A 15,261-nucleotide genomic window follows, 5' to 3' on the forward strand; every position below is an offset into this window, starting at 1 on the left:
GCGTTGCTAGCGAGATTTTGCAATCTCTTTTTTGAACGATTTCTCGTTCGTGCTTACTCACTCGTTGTTCAGTTTTCAAAGATCAATTTCTTTCGTTCACTGCCGTGTTACCGAAGCAGCGAGAAGTAATATACCATACTGATTTTTATTTTGCAACTAGTTTTTTTCTAGTTACTTTCACCAGCCTGTCTTGCGGCCGGAGTGATAATATAACATGGAATCCAAACACATAGCAATGTTTTATTTTTCCAATTCAAATGGACCGGCTTACCATCCAGGAGCACGATAAGTATTTTGAAGTACTCCTCAAGCTCATTCAACATATGATTGATAAAAGTAGGGGTTAGCCCAATCTTTATTTGGCCGAATAAAAGACGATCTAAAAGATTCAGTTTATATTCGCGTAAATTTGCCGTTAAATCGTAAGCTTGTTTGTTTATTTGAGCCAAATTGTTAACTTCATTCATTCGCGCTTGACCAAGAAGTTGATCGTATTGGTTTATGTAAGAATGGGCGATAGCAATATCTTTGAGCTCCACAGGAGCTAGGGCATTATAAATAAACCTCGCATGATCCCCTAAAATTTGCAGCCAAAATCGATGCTCAAACAACGTTTGTTCCATCATCTCGTGCCCCTTTCCCGTTCATACTTTACCTAATTGTATGTAACGAGCTAATGATAAAAAACCGATCCCAGCTACTTTTTTAGAGAAAACGAAAAAAGACGCCTTGTGGCGTCATAGTGGCAGCAACTACCTAGCATATATAGAAGCTTCTCTAGAATCTCTTCATAGTTAGGAAAGGATTCCTAGAACTCGAATGATTCTACTTCAGCGCGGGCATTAATAACATAACTACGTCCTCACATATTCCATTCACTCCTTACCCTCTTACACGATCTGCTTTAACCTTTGGCAAAGCCACTTTATATCGACCCAAATATTGCGTCCCGATCACCCCTGTTAGAATCATCACAGAGCCGATCAAGTGATACATCGTCACTTTTTCCCCAAGAAAGAGGGCCCCCGCAGCTATGGAGACAATGGTTGATAAATTAGTGAACACGCTCATTTTGGAGGCTTCTATCTTGGACAAGACATAGTTACCTGTCAAAGCCGTCACCAGTGAGGAGAACAAGCCTAGGAAGAGTATCGCCACAATAAATGAAGGGTTAGACAGCGGTGAAAGAAAGATCTCAAGTGTCCCCGCGCTAGCATGACTCGAAAGCGAAACAACAAGAAAGGTAGCAAATCCTATACCGAGCATAAAATAACTGATCTCCGCTGGGCTAAACTGCTTCGAAAGCGAACGAGCCAGAACACTGTATCCAGCAAAAGCCACACAAGTAAGAACCAACAGGATGATCCCTGTCATGTTTGACAAATCTAGCGTGCTCCCTTTCATGATGAAAATAAACAGAACGCCGAATACAGAGAGGAAAATCGATAGTTTCTGGAAGACGTTTGTTCTTTCCTTCAGAAACAAGGAAGCAAACACCATCGTTACGATCGGCGTGAATGCGTAGAGGATGCCTCCCTCTGCCGAAGAGGTATGAAGCAGCCCATACGCTTGAAGCGTAAAGAAGCCTAGTGGATATGTCGTGGCCAGCAGAAGCGCTTTGATAATCGGTTTGCCACGGTAATTCAACTTAACCAAGCCAAATGCAACCGGGATGGAGAAGACTGCGAACGAAACGGTAAAACGAAAGGTTAGCGTATCGAGCGGGTTAGCATGATCAAGAGCTATTTTGGCAAACAAGAAAGAAAATCCAATGATCACCGCGTTGAGTACGGCAAATAGATAGGCAAGTTTGATTCCTTTTCGGTTTTTCATATTCCCCACACTTCCTAACGAATTTATGGTACTTTATTGGTAATGGTGCCGGCCGGCTGTTGGTAATAAGCATAGGACGAATACGGTCGTACTACAATCTATTTACGAACCAACTGTACCGGTACAGTTAAAGGGCGGGGGAACTATATATGCATAAATATTCGCTTATTTTCAATGACATCGAACGGCGAATTGAGGATGGACGAATACGATCCGGACAAAAACTGCCGTCAATAAGGGAGCTGTCCATCACCTATTCTTGCAATAAAAGTACAGTCATACGTGCCTATACCGAGCTTGAGAGCCGCCATCTCATTTACTCTATCCCACAAAGCGGGTATTATGCGGTACAGAAGAGAACAGATGGCATCCATTCTACAGAACAAGCGGTCTATGATTTCTCTTCGGGGGCTCCAGACCCTGAGCTTTTTCCTTATCTCGATTTTAAGCATTGTATAAATAAAGCGATTGATACTTATAAGAACGATCTGTTCGTGTACGGAACTCCGCAAGGATTGCCTTCGTTATTGAAGGTGTTGACCAAGCATTTGGCCAACTATCAGGTGTTCGCGAATCCTAACAACATACATATAACATCCGGTGTGCAGCAAGCCTTATCCGTCTTGGCTTTGATGCCTTTTCCGAATGGAAAACGAGGGGTGTTGCTTGAACAACCGAGTTATTATTTGTTTATAAGACTTTTGGAACTTTATCAAATCCCTACTTTTGGCATCACAAGAACGGTTAGCGGCATTGATCTAGATGAATTAGAGCGCTTATTCCGTACGGAAGATATTAAGTTCTTCTATACAATGCCCCGCTTCCATAATCCTCTCGGTAGTTCTTATTCAGAACAAACGAAGAAAGCAATTGCTAAACTAGCCAAACGCTATAACGTGTACATCGTCGAAGATGATTATCTGGCTGACTTGGAAAACGATACGAAATCCGACCCCATCTTCGCTTATGCTTCAACCCATGTTGTTTATTTAAAAAGCTACTCTAAAATTTTGTTTCCAGGATTGCGCGTGGGCGCAGCCGTCCTTCCTACAGACCTCACGCCCACGTTCAGCAACTACAAGAAATTGTCGGACATCGATAGTTCCACACTCTCGCAAGCAGCATTAGAAATTTATATTCAAAGTGGTATGTTCGAAAGGCGCAAGCGTAAAATCAGAGATTCTTATTCGCGTAGATTGAGGCATCTGAATAAATCCTTGCTTGCAAACAGTGACAATGCATACCTATCTCCATCTCAGGCAATCTCGGGTGTGTACACTCATATCATCGTCCCAGCTCATCTGCACATCCCAACCCTGTTGGATAGATTACGAAAGAAGCGTGTTATTCTGCAGGACCTCGAACCTTATTACTTACCTGCATTTAATCCTGAGCATTTGTTAAGCCTTAGCGTAACGCAAGTATCAGAGGAGCGGATCGAAGCCGGCGTACGGCTTATTGTGGATGAGATCAAGCGGATGCTTGGATGAAACGGAGCTCCTTCGCTCCCAGAAGGCAATCAAATACCTATTTATTGCAAAAGCCCTTCTGATTAATATCATCAGAAGGGCTTTAATACGCATATATGCTAGGAGATTCCGAAAAGAAGCAGATCCCAAACCGATGCAAATTCCTGGTGAATCGTGTCTGATGACCACTCTTTCGCATGTGCAGGATGATGAAAACGCGAAGTAGCAATAAAAATAGCTTTTGCAGTTACGTTAGAATCAACGGATTTAAACTCCTCGGACTTCATTCCTTCATCGATAATTCGGGCAATCTGATCGATTAATTGATTGACATGCGTAGTGATCATTTCAACTGCTTCTAATGTAACAGCCGCGTACATGGTAAACATTTCGGAATCATTGATTGCATAGGTCCTCTTCGTATGGATCAGGGTTTCAAACCACGAGCGCAAACGTTCGGCAGCACTACCACCCGACTGGGAGGCAATAGTTTCTAAGGGATCTAAAATAATTTTGTGCAGCCATCTCTCTGTTACCGCCTCTCTTAATGAGGCTTTACTTGCAAAATGCCGATAAAGTGTACCATGGCTTACCTGAAGTGCCTTAGCCACATCGACAACGGAAGTTTTGTCAGGTCCATAACGCCGAAGCACCTGTTCCGCCGCGTCTAGTATGGCTTCCTTCGTTAGTGGAAGATCATTGGACATGTTGGCTCCCCCTCTCTATTAAGCTCCATAATAGCACAATAAGTATCAAAAACAAAATGACAATATTGTTATTTTGTTTTATGTTTTATTTTTAGTAGAAGAAACCAATTGCGAAGCGTTGGGCAGAGCTAAGTAAAGCGGCTCTACGACAAGAGCTGAAACTGTAACCGTCATTATTAACATGCTGAACAAGAAACAATAACAAGTGTTGATAAACCCCTCTTTGTATGGTTTTTTCATACAGGAGGGGTTTTTAGTTTCTAGGTCATCATTCGTTTGACTAAATCTCGATTGCGCTTTTTAAAAACTTCATTATGCGAAGACACCATGGCAGCCTTATTAGCATCCGGTTGGATGTATTGCTTTGCTTTATTTACTGCGTTTGCAGCGTCTTGGAAAGCACCGGCTATTAAATGCAGCTTCCCATCGTGGTGTAAAATATCTCCGGCTGCATAAATTCCATCTATCGAAGATTCGCTAGCCGCATTACCAGCAATGTAATAGTTATCTGCGATCGCAAGCTTTACTTCACTATTATTAAGTAGTGTTGTATCACGTTCATAACCATGATTAATAATCACTTCATCAATGGGCAAATACGATACCTCACCTGTTTCATGGTTGGTTAGTTCGACACGTTCAATGACTTCATGATTACTGCTAGCAACCAGTTTGGTTATGGACGTATGGAAGAAACAAACAACGGAGCTCTCCATGAGCTGCTTTACTTGTGCTTCGTGGCCTGTTAAAGCCTCTTTTCGATAGGTTAAATAAACGTTCTTGGCGATAGGCTCCAATTCATTTGCCCAATCAATGGCAGAATTGCCTCCACCAGAAATGATCACCGTTTTGTTTCTAAAATGCTGCAAAGACTTCACGGTATAGTTCAAATTCGACACTTCATATCTCTCTGCGCCTTCGATCTCCAGCCTTTGCGGATTCAATATTCCCCCTCCAACAGCAACGATAACTGTTTTCGAGTAATGCTTTTGACCAGAAGCAGCTTGTAAGATAAAAATCCCCTCTTCATTACGTGTGATCGACTCTACCTTTTCATTCAACACAACTTCTGGATGAAACGTTAGTCCTTGCTCTACAAGATTTTCAATAAGCTTCACTCCTGGAATTGGCGTGTGTCCTCCAACATCCCAAATCATTTTCTCCGGATAGATATGTATTTTTCCACCTAGTTGGGTTTGATACTCAATAAGCTTGGTCTTCATTTCTCTAAGTCCACTATAAAAAGCGGAGTAAAGCCCTGCTGGCCCTCCTCCAATGACAGTCACATCATACAATTCCTGTTCTTGCATTTCACGATCACTCCTTGGTTATGAAGCGTAAATGATTATCATTCTCAATTAAATATACGTCTATTCTTCTCATTTGACAACCAAAAAAGGTATTGACAAATAAAATTGTTCGCATTATTGTGTGTATTGTAGTGAAATTGATAATCATTATCATCGATTGGGTGGTACGTATTTTGAAATAAATGGAGGTTATCTCATGGTTCGCCTGTATACAGATCAGCTAAACATTGGTTATGGTGAACGTTTAATTGTTAAAAATCTCAGTGTAGAGATTCCAGACAAGCAAATAACCACCATTATCGGAGCGAATGGCTGTGGAAAGTCTACCCTATTGAAAGCAGCCACGCGGATTATTTCCCATCAATCGGGTTCAATCGTTCTAGATGGCGAACATATTGCCAAAGAACATACAAAGATACTCGCTAGAAAAATGGCGATTCTTCCACAAGCGCCCGAAAGTGCAAGTGGTTTAACCGTCGGTGAGTTAGTCTCCTATGGTCGCTTTCCTTATCAAACGGGCTTTGGGCGCTTATCGAAAAGGGACTATGAAGTGATCGACTGGGCGCTTGAAGTTACAGGTACCCTCGACTTTAAGTTCCGTCCTGTAGATGCACTATCCGGAGGACAACGCCAACGCGTTTGGATTGCCATGGCGCTTGCACAAGAAACGGAGATTATCTTCCTTGACGAACCTACCACCTATTTAGATTTGGCACATCAATTAGAGGTTCTAGAGCTTTTGCAAAAGCTAAATAGGGAACAGGAACGCACGATTGTCATGGTCCTACATGATTTAAATCAAGCGGCTCGTTTTGCCGATTATATCATCGCTCTTAAAGATGGTGAAATCGTGAAAGCTGGCACTTGCGAAGAAGTGATGAATCATGAAGTGCTCAAGAAAGTTTTTCACATTGATGCTGAAATCGGGCGAGACCCTCGAACAAATAAACCCATGTGCGTCACCTACAATTTATTAAAGGGAGATAACCAAAATGAACAAACGACTCATTCCGTTCCTGCTCTTCATCTCATTAGCTCTTAGTGCTTGCAGCAGCCAAACAACCCAAACAGAGAAAAACGCAGCGAAAGCTGAAAACAAACCAACAACCATCACCTACCAATCTGAAAATGGACCTGTCGAAGTTCCGGCCAATCCTCAGCGCGTCGTTGTCCTTTCATCTTTTGCAGGAAATGTAATGGCTCTAAAAGTCAATCTTGTTGGTGTCGATTCATGGTCTAAAATGAACCCGCGCTTCGAAACAACACTAAAAGCTGCGCAAGAAGTATCCGATGAAAGTCTAGAAAAACTGATTGAATTAAAACCGGATTTAATCATTGGGCTATCCAGCATTAAAAACGTGGATAAATTAAAGCAAATTGCTCCTACAGTAACGTATACATACGGAAAGGTAGATTATTTAGCCCAGCACTTAGAAATTGGCAAACTTTTAAATAAAGAAAAAGAAGCGCTAGCTTGGATTACTGACTTTAAAAAACGGGCGCAGAAAGCCGGAGAAGACATTAAAGCGAAGATTGGAGCGGACAAAACGATTTCTGTTGTTGAAAATTTCGACAAACAGCTTTACGTCTTCGGAAATAACTGGGGTCGTGGCACCGAAATTCTTTACCAAGAAATGAAGCTAGAAATGCCTAAAAAAGTCAAAGAAATGGCTTTAAAAGCCGGTTATTATGCCTTGTCTTTGGAAGTTCTTCCGGAGTATGCAAGTGACTATGTTATCTTTAGTAAGAACCCAGACACAGATAATTCGTTCCAACAAACCGATACCTACAAAAACATTCCAGCTGTTAAAAACAAACAAGTATTTGAAGTCAATGCAAAAGAGTTCTACTTCAATGATCCACAGACATTAGAATACCAACTCGATTTCTTTGTTAAAAACTTAGGTAGTAAATGATTACGGAACATCAACGGTTCATCCCATTCGTTTATAAACTGATTGCCGGACTTGTAGTCTTTGTGGGTATGTTTATTATTTCTATGGTATTTGGGGCCGCAGATGTTACCGTCAAAATTGTCTGGCTGGCCCTCACTTCACATGCCGCAGGTAATAAAATATCGATCATCCGCGAAATTCGATTACCGCGGGAAATTGCGGGGGTTTTTGTTGGAGCCGCGCTAGCCGTTTCCGGAGCCATCATGCAAGGGATGAGCAGAAACCCGCTTGCTGATCCTGGTTTACTTGGCTTGACCGCTGGAGCAAACGCGGCTCTTGCGTTTACGATTGCTTTTATCCCTTCAGCCAATTATTTCGGGATTACGATTGCTTGTTTTATTGGAGCTGCTGTTGGTGCAAGCATCGTATTCGGTATTGGCGCAGTGAAAAAGGGCGGCTTCTCTCCTCTTCGAATCGTATTAGCCGGAGCTGCTGTATCTGCGTTCCTATACGCGATCTCGGAAGGTATCGGTATTTATTTTAAAATTTCAAAAGATGTATCCATGTGGACAGCAGGAGGGTTGATCGGCACTTCATGGGGCCAACTCCAAGTCATTGCGCCATTTATTACGATCGGTATACTGATTTCCCTGTTCCTCTCCAGGCAGCTTACCATTTTAAGCTTAAGTGAAGAAGTCGCTGTCGGATTAGGTCAGAAGACAACACAAATCAAAACCGTGCTTTTTATCATCATCATCTTACTCGCAGGTGCCTCTGTTGCGCTTGTTGGGAATATGGCGTTCATTGGTTTGATGATTCCTCATATTGTTCGCGCCATTGTTGGAACCGATTATCGTTTCATTGTGCCAATGTCGGCAATTATAGGAGCTGCTTTTATGCTTTTTGCGGATACCCTTGGACGAACGATTAATTCTCCTTATGAAACACCAGTGGCGGCCATTGTGGCTATGATGGGTTTACCGTTCTTCTTGTTCATCGTTCGTAAAGGAGGAAAAGCATTCTTATGATTCATCCTCCCGCTTTAATAAAAAAACAACGGCTGCTGTTATATGGTTCCCTTATCCTTATTACGATGACGATCGTGCTCGGGATGGGACTGGGATACTCCTCCGTATCTTATGATAGGCTGATTCCCACCCTTCTCGGTCAAGGTACCTTCAAAGAAGAGTTTGTTTTATTTTCGATCCGACTGCCACGCATGGTGATTACACTGCTAGCAGGCATGGCACTTGCCCTGTCGGGTGCTATTTTACAAGGAATTACGCGAAATGATTTAGCTGATCCTGGAATTATAGGCATTAACTCTGGGGCTGGTGTTGCTATTGCCGTATTCTTTTTGTTTTTTCCTATCAAGGCGGGATCGTTTATTTATCTGCTTCCACTTGTTGCTTTTATAGGTGCTTTAATTACGGCATGCTTTATCTATTTACTTTCGTATAACCGAACCGTTGGCCTTCAACCCGTCAGATTGGTGCTAATTGGAGTCGGGTTTTCAATGGCGCTATCTGGGGTCATGATAGTCATTATTTCATCTGCTGAACGAGCCAAAGTCGATTTTATTGCAAAATGGTTAGCCGGAAGTATCTGGGGTTCAGACTGGCCCTTCATTTGGGCAATTGTTCCTTGGTTAGCCATACTCATTCCATTTACCTTATACAAAGCAAATCGTTTGAATCTCCTGGGACTAGGCGAACCTGTGGCCATCGGCGTAGGTGTATCTGTTGAAAAGGAACGTATGGTCTTACTTTTAACTGCGGTTGCCCTGGCTGCTTCGGCCGTTTCGGTTACTGGTGGAATTGCCTTTATTGGACTCATGGCTCCGCACATGGCCAAAGCTTTGGTAGGACCCAGAAATCAATTATTTATTCCAATCGCCATTCTGATTGGCGGATGGTTATTAGTAATGGCAGACACCATTGGACGTAATGTGATTGAGCCTGATGGAATTCCCGCCGGCATTATGGTCGCATTGATTGGGGCGCCGTATTTTATGTATTTATTATTGAAAAAATAACCTTGTATAAAACAAAAAACTGAGCTCCATGGTATTATGGGTTCAGTTTCTTTCTGTATATTTATTATCGGATTAGTTGCTCGATATTTCGCTGATTGTTTGGATTTCTTTAGCAGTAAGCTTAAATTGCATGGCTTTTACATTTTCTTGAGCATGATGAATTTTAGAAGCACCGGGAATGGCAAATACGGTTTCTCCGTGAGCGTTAATCATCCAATTCAATGCGATTTGTGTTGGAGAAGCATCGTACTGAACAGCTAGCTCTTCCAAGTGATCGATGAGAGGCTTTGATTTCTGAAGTCCTGATTGTTTAAAAGAAGACGTCCATTTCCTAGGACCCGTTATCCCTTTCACGAGATCAGGATTCTTATGGAATTTGCCGCTCAGAATTCCTTGCTCTAATGGAGAGTAAGCAATAATTGCAATCCCTAACTCTTTAGCTGTCTCCATAATCCCATTCTGTTCAATACGCCGATCTAGCAAGCTGTACTTCACTTGATTGGATGCTAAAGGAAGTCCATGCTCCTTCAGTACTCGGTGAGCCTCCCGCATTTGCTTTGCCGAATAATTACTCACGCCCACGTTTTGAATTTTACCGGCTTTGACCAATTGAGCCATGGCTTTCATTTCACTTGCTACAGAGGAGAATGAGTAAGGCTGATGTACTTGGTGCAGATGGATCGTGCGATTATCTAAGTATCGAATGCGCTCATCGATTGTACTTACAATGCTTCCGGCTGTGCGAAAAATCGGCCACCATTTCGTAGCAATTCGAGCGTCATCCGCCAAAGACCCTGAATCTCGGAGAGCTTTCGAAAGCATTTGCTCCGACTGTCCTTTACCATACACTTCCGCTGTATCAAACCAATTGATGCCGCCTTCAAGGCTAATCTTAACAATCTTCAGCACATCATCGGCACCCAACACAGGCCAAAACTTGCCTACTACCCCTTGCCCATTGCTAAATTGCCAGCAGCCAAGTCCAAGTGGTGAAAGCTCTAAATTCGTGCTTCCCAGTTTACGGAGTAACCTTGTTTTCTCCATGACACTCACCTTTTTTTCAAATTGAATGAGGGATATCGTTTTTCGCAGAATTTAGTACAACTTAACACTACTTTGCTTACTACTAAATAGCAACCTGGACGTGAAATTTAAGTGTTGAGTCGATCCTCCAACTGCTGCCTGTACAAGCTGAGCGGTAAAACTTGCTTGCCCAGTGCATTCAGATACCCATCTTTCCTCGGACGAGGATCATAGTCATTCGGTGCGCGTCCTTTTTTCATCTCACCAACGTGACCAATCGCGTAGTTTTGCGCGGTAGGCGGCTGCTGCAGCGTCAATTCTCCCTCCGTGTTCCAGGTGACATAATTCGCACCTGCCCAACCGTGTCCGCTGCCTAGCCAAATGCGGTCTTGGATAGCGATTGGCGCCTTCACATTATCGTACAGACCGCCTACCGACCAGCGATGATGCGGTTCACTTGTGTTATAGTCGGTGGAGGATTTGCAGTCGAGAAATACATTCGGTCCTGTCACCCACTTATCGACAACGAATGCATGCCTCGCTGTTTCCGTATAAGCCCGCTGGACTAAAATCATCTGTCCGCAAACATGAAAGCTGTAGCGGCGACCGCCGGTTATGATACTAACCATATCCAAAACCGTACAATCTTGAATGGTCACCCACTTGCTCCCGTAGTCGGCAAGGACAAGGCTATGATCAAGATGGTAACCTGTAACGTCACGTACCCAAGCATTCTTCACATGATTCAGGACGGCAAAGTTGGTTGTGTGATTTTCGTCAGCACAATACGGATCAAGAGCACCCTTCCGATCATCAATTTGTGTATCCGTCACAGAAGGATCGAATTCGACGTCAATACGCATATTTTCTACGCCAACATGCTCGATTCGGTCTGGATCCTTATATTTGAAAACCCGTGCCCCGCCCCAACGAAGCTCTATTGAATTAGTAAGCGGTGTATCTACGGTTATCTTGTTGCCTTCCATATGAACGATGATACGGTCAAAATCAAGTTCGAATGGGCTCCACATCTTGGTTCCGCCGGTAATCGGCCGTTGGACTATGGCATCCATTCCGATTTCATGAATCCAAGCGTCGTTCCCATAGCGGCGCACAATGACCGAATCCCCGACTTGGAAATGACGCGCATCCGCCACATGGAAAGAATTCGATCCTGAAGGAACATATAGATCGGTAATCGTCGTACATGTGTCTTCCAACAGCTCGACTCCTCTTGCCCCACCAATTTCTAAAATATTTTTCTTGGTTGCACCTGTCGCATACAAGAGTGTGCCGTCTTCTCCTTGTCCTTCTCCGCGAAGGACAACCCCGCTAGCTGCTATTTTCAGCGTTCCGTCCAAATGGTACGTTCCACGTCTCAGCAAGACAGCACCGCGTAATCCTTCTGGCGTAAGCGGAAGCTGGGACACCGCATCAATGGCTTCCTGAATGCGTGCTGTCGCATCCCCTTCTCCAGGCTCGATGGTCATTTGCGTTTGTACATCTGGAAGCTGTATGCCGCCGCCCATGTAACCTGCATGAGAAAAATCTGCGATCCGATTTCCTTTGTAGTCCGGTATGTAAACAAGCTTACCGCTCGTCCCTATATAAGCAATGTCCGATTGGTCGTTCTGAATGGCCGACGGGTCCTTTACATAAAAGTAGAAAGCATCGTGCAGATCCGAATAACCGGGACGCGAGAAGGTTAGCCGCAAGATGTGCATCCCAAACCGTTCAACCGTACCCGGGATCGCGATTTCTGCCTCATCCCCGAGTTGGAGGGATAGTGACGTCAGGCGAATGGTATCGCCTTTCTCTAGCTCTACAATTGCGCTAATCGTCATTGCTGCGTATACATGAACGCGTAAGGTCGGGAAAAGGTCAGCTGGCTGCAGCTGAGCCGGTTGACCGATCTCCCTAATGAGAGTTGGGTGTTCTAACCATGTTCTAACGACTTCCATCACGTTAGGATCTCCATTATTGCCCCCTGAATGTGGTTCTATCCTATCAAGATGCAATGTCATCATCCCCCTTGATTCATATTTTTGTTGTTTCTCAACTCAAAGTTGTACTTTGTACAAACTTAATCTAAGCTAATAGTAATGAAAATCGCCCTATGAATCGCTGGGGCGTATACGATTTCCGATTACGATTCATTCTGATCATACATTGGCGGAATCGTAGACTCCATGGTGAAAATTTAAATCGTTATGTGTTTTTTTATGATTCTGGATTCCCTTCTGCTGGCAGCGTGCCGTATGACATGCAAAAAACCAGCAAACTCAAAAGCAAAAGTTTGCTGGTTTTTTATAAAATTAGGTTGTAATTGGCCAGATCAATCAATCACGTCCCCGAACGGATAATACTCAGGCAAGTCCAATTTTATCATTGGCAAACGGTACTTGATATTTTCCTTATGCCGGTACATAACTAGTGGAGAACATGCAGCAAGTGTTGCAAGCAAGCTCCCCACGTATGTTCATCTTATTTCTTTGCAGTCGCATACCAATCGTTGACTTCTTTGACGCTCGCGTCTCCACCGGAGGTTTTGAATTTCTGTTGGAACGCTTCTAAACCACTAATGGCTTCTGCTCCAAAAATTAGCTTCGTCGTATAATCTCCCACCAACACGTTCAACTGCTGGAAGTTTTTCGAGAAATCAGGTAAGTAAGGAGCGAAGCCCAATGGATCAAGTACTCTTACATTCGCTTCCGTCACATTCATAAACTTCCAAGCTTCAAACAAGCGTAAATCTTTACGTACACGTGCTTGCCAGTAAATCGGATAATTTATGTCATCAGTGCCCATTAAGAAATTATTCGCTCTATTGCGCTCGTCTGTAAAGATAGGTTGAATCGGTGTATACGTGCCATCCTTAAACGTAAAGTGCTTATTCTCTTCACCAATGGCCATCCCTTTAAACGTATCTTTTTCAAGTTTAGCGTTCATCCATTTGATGGCATCCTCAGGATGCTTGGATGCTTTAGGAATGAAGGAGATCCGGTCAAACCCTTGATTTGCAGATAATCCAACTTTGCCATCCTTACCTTTTAATGCTGGAAGATAGTTCGCCTTAGCTGTAGGTACGTTTTTCACTAATGCATCTATAATAACAGGCACATCAGACCAGTTCATCATAATGATTCCTGCTCTTCCACTTGTGAATTTTTCTTTAGCGGTAGCATCTTTATTAGCGGCAAACTCTTTATCAATCAAGCCTTGTTTAAAGAGATCTTGGGCAAAATTTACGTAATCTTTGTAAGCAGGATCTAGAATCCGTGGCGTCAGCTTACCGTTCACATTATTCCAGAAGTTCGGCATACCGAAGGCTCCGACAATGTTATCAATGAAAGGCGCATCTCCTCTAACCGTTAATGGAATATTCTTATCTCCGTTTCCACCTGGATCCTTCTCTTTGAAAGCTTTGAGAACGGCAACAAGCTCATCCAACGTCGTGGGCGCTTTCATTCCTACTTTGTCAAGCCAATCCTGCCGAATGTATAAACTGCTAGAGGTGGTCGGAATACTTTTGGTAGGAATTGCGTACAATTTCCCATCTACTTTAGCGGCTTCCAGAGCTTCAGGGTCTACAGACGATTTAATGTTGGGTCCAAATTTATCGATCAGCGGGCCTAAATCTACTAAAGCGCCTTTTTTCGCATAGTCTGCATACAAGGCTTTGAAATCTGTCCCACCAATTGTAGTGATCACGTCATAAGATTCTCCAGAGGCAATGAGAATGTTCAGCTTATCTTGGGGCTTATCTTGGGGAAGCATATCATATTTCACTTTGTAACCCGTTTTCTCTTCTAGGAACTTAGCTACCGGATACGTATTGTAGTCCTCTTGCTGCCAAATTTGCAGTGATCTTAACTCTGCCTTCGGTCCAGCAGCTGTCGTTGTTGCTGCTGCAGTGCTGGCTGGGGATGCACTGCCGCCTGTGGTCGTGTTTTTGGAAGCGCAGGCGACAAGAGACGAAATGGACAAGCATGCTGCAACAGTTAAAAGCATAGCTTTGTTGTGCTTTTTGAGCATGGGTAGACCTCCCTAAATGTATGTGTTTACTATATCATTAAACCCTAGATGCTTAAATCCAGAGCGTTAATGCACAATTACCCTTTCACAGAGCCAATGAGTACGCCTTTGACAAAATGCTTTTGCAAATAGGGGTAGACGAGCAGCATCGGAATAATGGAGGCAATCACGGTTGCGGAACGAACCCCCTCCGGTGATGTATTCATCAAGTCGTCCGTACTTTTGTTCAACGCATTGGAACTGTCGGCATTCAAAACAATGTCGCGCAAGTACAACTGCAAAGGCTTAAGGCCTGCGTCATTAATGTAGAGCATGGGGTGAAAATAATCGTTCCAAAAGTAGACGGCATAGAAAAGAGCAATCGTTGCAATCACCGGTATGCTTAAAGGAAGTATGATGCGAAAAAGAATCGTAAAGTTACGAGCGCCATCCATTTTGGCGGATTCTTCAAGAGCCTCAGGCAAGGATTCATAATAACTTTTGATAACCAGCATATTGAACACACTAATGAGGGCTGGAAGCATTAGCGACCACAAGCTATTAATTAAATGCAGCTGTTTCATTAGCAGGTAATTTGGAATAATACCGCCATTAAACATCATCGTGAAAATAAACAGCAGCATAATCATCGAAATGCCTGGTAGATGCCTTTTGGACAATGGATAAGCGGTTATTGCTGTTACCAGAATCGCTAGCACTGTACCTACAACTGTAATGAGCAGCGAAATCCCTATCGAGTGAAGAAATTGACTGGAGGACACCACATATTTCATCGTATCTAGCTGGAAGCCTACTGGAAAAATGCCTACTTTACCAGAAACTACTGCTGACTCATCACTAATGGCTTTCGATAAGATATTGGCCAAAGGCAGCAGTGTAGCTAAGCCGCAAAGCAGCAATACAAGATAAACACAGAAGTCTAATGACCAATCACGAAACGTTTTCTTATGCATG

The 15,261-nt window shown here is 43.3% G+C and carries 13 protein-coding genes; 5 read left to right on the top strand and 8 right to left on the bottom strand.

All coding sequences use genetic code 11. The features are described 5' to 3' along the window. Window positions 1–167 precede the first annotated feature (167 nt). Window positions 168–626 carry a DUF2935 domain-containing protein gene (locus ASG85_RS33575; protein ID WP_082588337.1) on the bottom strand — a complete coding sequence of 153 codons (459 nt, stop codon included), beginning with the start codon at window positions 624–626 and terminating at the stop codon, window positions 168–170. Between the two features lie 256 nt (window positions 627–882). Next, on the bottom strand, window positions 883–1,833 hold the full coding sequence (locus tag ASG85_RS33580) for a DMT family transporter (protein WP_060649125.1): 951 nt from the start codon (window positions 1,831–1,833) through the stop codon (window positions 883–885). Window positions 1,834–1,982: 149 nt separating this feature from the next. On the opposite strand from ASG85_RS33580, the gene ASG85_RS33585 reads away from it, so the two are divergent. Next, the gene (locus ASG85_RS33585) at window positions 1,983–3,323 is read left to right on the top strand and encodes a PLP-dependent aminotransferase family protein (RefSeq protein WP_060649126.1); all 1,341 of its coding nucleotides are present in this window, start codon (window positions 1,983–1,985) and stop codon (window positions 3,321–3,323) included. Window positions 3,324–3,421: 98 nt separating this feature from the next. Here ASG85_RS33585 and ASG85_RS33590 read toward each other — a convergent pair whose 3' ends face one another. Then, complete coding sequence (locus tag ASG85_RS33590) at window positions 3,422–4,009, bottom strand: TetR family transcriptional regulator (RefSeq protein ID WP_057301980.1); 588 nt, start codon at window positions 4,007–4,009, stop codon at window positions 3,422–3,424. A 260-nt stretch (window positions 4,010–4,269) separates the two neighbouring features. Further along, window positions 4,270–5,319, bottom strand: coding sequence for an NAD(P)/FAD-dependent oxidoreductase (locus ASG85_RS33595; RefSeq protein ID WP_060649127.1), 1,050 nt, complete (start codon window positions 5,317–5,319; stop codon window positions 4,270–4,272). Window positions 5,320–5,515: 196 nt separating this feature from the next. Here ASG85_RS33595 and ASG85_RS33600 point away from each other — a divergent pair, with 196 nt between their 5' ends. Genes ASG85_RS33600 through ASG85_RS33615 form a run of 4 tightly spaced genes read left to right on the top strand, consistent with a single transcriptional unit; the run spans window position 5,516 to window position 9,249 of the window. Further along, complete coding sequence (locus tag ASG85_RS33600) at window positions 5,516–6,361, top strand: ABC transporter ATP-binding protein (protein ID WP_060649128.1); 846 nt, start codon at window positions 5,516–5,518, stop codon at window positions 6,359–6,361. Next, the gene (locus ASG85_RS33605) at window positions 6,312–7,235 is read left to right on the top strand and encodes an iron-hydroxamate ABC transporter substrate-binding protein (protein WP_060649129.1); all 924 of its coding nucleotides are present in this window, start codon (window positions 6,312–6,314) and stop codon (window positions 7,233–7,235) included. The genes ASG85_RS33600 and ASG85_RS33605 overlap by 50 nt, the downstream gene beginning before the upstream one ends. Next, a complete protein-coding gene (locus ASG85_RS33610) occupies window positions 7,232–8,242 on the top strand; it encodes a FecCD family ABC transporter permease (RefSeq protein WP_060649130.1) in 1,011 nt (336 codons plus the stop codon). Before ASG85_RS33605 ends, ASG85_RS33610 begins: the two co-directional genes overlap by 4 nt. Continuing rightward, a complete protein-coding gene (locus ASG85_RS33615) occupies window positions 8,239–9,249 on the top strand; it encodes a FecCD family ABC transporter permease (protein WP_060649131.1) in 1,011 nt (336 codons plus the stop codon). Before ASG85_RS33610 ends, ASG85_RS33615 begins: the two co-directional genes overlap by 4 nt. A gap of 72 nt (window positions 9,250–9,321) precedes the next feature. On the opposite strand, the gene ASG85_RS33620 is transcribed toward ASG85_RS33615, so the two are convergent. The 4 genes from ASG85_RS33620 to ASG85_RS33635 form a co-directional block, all read right to left on the bottom strand. Next, window positions 9,322–10,293 (bottom strand): aldo/keto reductase, encoded by a 972-nt coding sequence (locus ASG85_RS33620; RefSeq protein ID WP_060649132.1) that lies wholly within the window; start codon window positions 10,291–10,293, stop codon window positions 9,322–9,324. Between the two features lie 107 nt (window positions 10,294–10,400). Continuing rightward, window positions 10,401–12,236, bottom strand: a complete 1,836-nt coding sequence (locus ASG85_RS33625) for a hypothetical protein (RefSeq protein WP_156397032.1) — start codon at window positions 12,234–12,236, stop codon at window positions 10,401–10,403. A 520-nt stretch (window positions 12,237–12,756) separates the two neighbouring features. Continuing rightward, the gene (locus tag ASG85_RS33630) at window positions 12,757–14,307 is read right to left on the bottom strand and encodes an extracellular solute-binding protein (RefSeq protein WP_063860463.1); all 1,551 of its coding nucleotides are present in this window, start codon (window positions 14,305–14,307) and stop codon (window positions 12,757–12,759) included. A 77-nt stretch (window positions 14,308–14,384) separates the two neighbouring features. Then, window positions 14,385–15,260 (bottom strand): carbohydrate ABC transporter permease, encoded by an 876-nt coding sequence (locus ASG85_RS33635; protein WP_060649134.1) that lies wholly within the window; start codon window positions 15,258–15,260, stop codon window positions 14,385–14,387. Window position 15,261 lies beyond the last annotated feature (1 nt).

It is taken from the genome of Paenibacillus sp. Soil724D2 (assembly GCF_001427935.1).
Classification (GTDB): Bacteria; Bacillota; Bacilli; order Paenibacillales; family NBRC-103111; genus Paenibacillus_E.

What these genes read in the sequence shown, in the direction of transcription:
- ASG85_RS33575 (WP_082588337.1), bottom strand. Translation starts at nt 626, where the DNA reads ATGATGGAACAAACGTTGTTTGAGCATCGATTTTGGCTGCAAATTTTA.
- ASG85_RS33580 (WP_060649125.1), bottom strand. Translation starts at nt 1,833, where the DNA reads ATGAAAAACCGAAAAGGAATCAAACTTGCCTATCTATTTGCCGTACTC.
- ASG85_RS33585 (WP_060649126.1), top strand. Translation starts at nt 1,983, where the DNA reads ATGCATAAATATTCGCTTATTTTCAATGACATCGAACGGCGAATTGAG.
- ASG85_RS33590 (WP_057301980.1), bottom strand. Translation starts at nt 4,009, where the DNA reads ATGTCCAATGATCTTCCACTAACGAAGGAAGCCATACTAGACGCGGCG.
- ASG85_RS33595 (WP_060649127.1), bottom strand. Translation starts at nt 5,319, where the DNA reads ATGCAAGAACAGGAATTGTATGATGTGACTGTCATTGGAGGAGGGCCA.
- ASG85_RS33600 (WP_060649128.1), top strand. Translation starts at nt 5,516, where the DNA reads ATGGTTCGCCTGTATACAGATCAGCTAAACATTGGTTATGGTGAACGT.
- ASG85_RS33605 (WP_060649129.1), top strand. Translation starts at nt 6,312, where the DNA reads ATGAACAAACGACTCATTCCGTTCCTGCTCTTCATCTCATTAGCTCTT.
- ASG85_RS33610 (WP_060649130.1), top strand. Translation starts at nt 7,232, where the DNA reads ATGATTACGGAACATCAACGGTTCATCCCATTCGTTTATAAACTGATT.
- ASG85_RS33615 (WP_060649131.1), top strand. Translation starts at nt 8,239, where the DNA reads ATGATTCATCCTCCCGCTTTAATAAAAAAACAACGGCTGCTGTTATAT.
- ASG85_RS33620 (WP_060649132.1), bottom strand. Translation starts at nt 10,293, where the DNA reads ATGGAGAAAACAAGGTTACTCCGTAAACTGGGAAGCACGAATTTAGAG.
- ASG85_RS33630 (WP_063860463.1), bottom strand. Translation starts at nt 14,307, where the DNA reads ATGCTCAAAAAGCACAACAAAGCTATGCTTTTAACTGTTGCAGCATGC.
- ASG85_RS33635 (WP_060649134.1), bottom strand. Translation starts at nt 15,260, where the DNA reads ATGCATAAGAAAACGTTTCGTGATTGGTCATTAGACTTCTGTGTTTAT.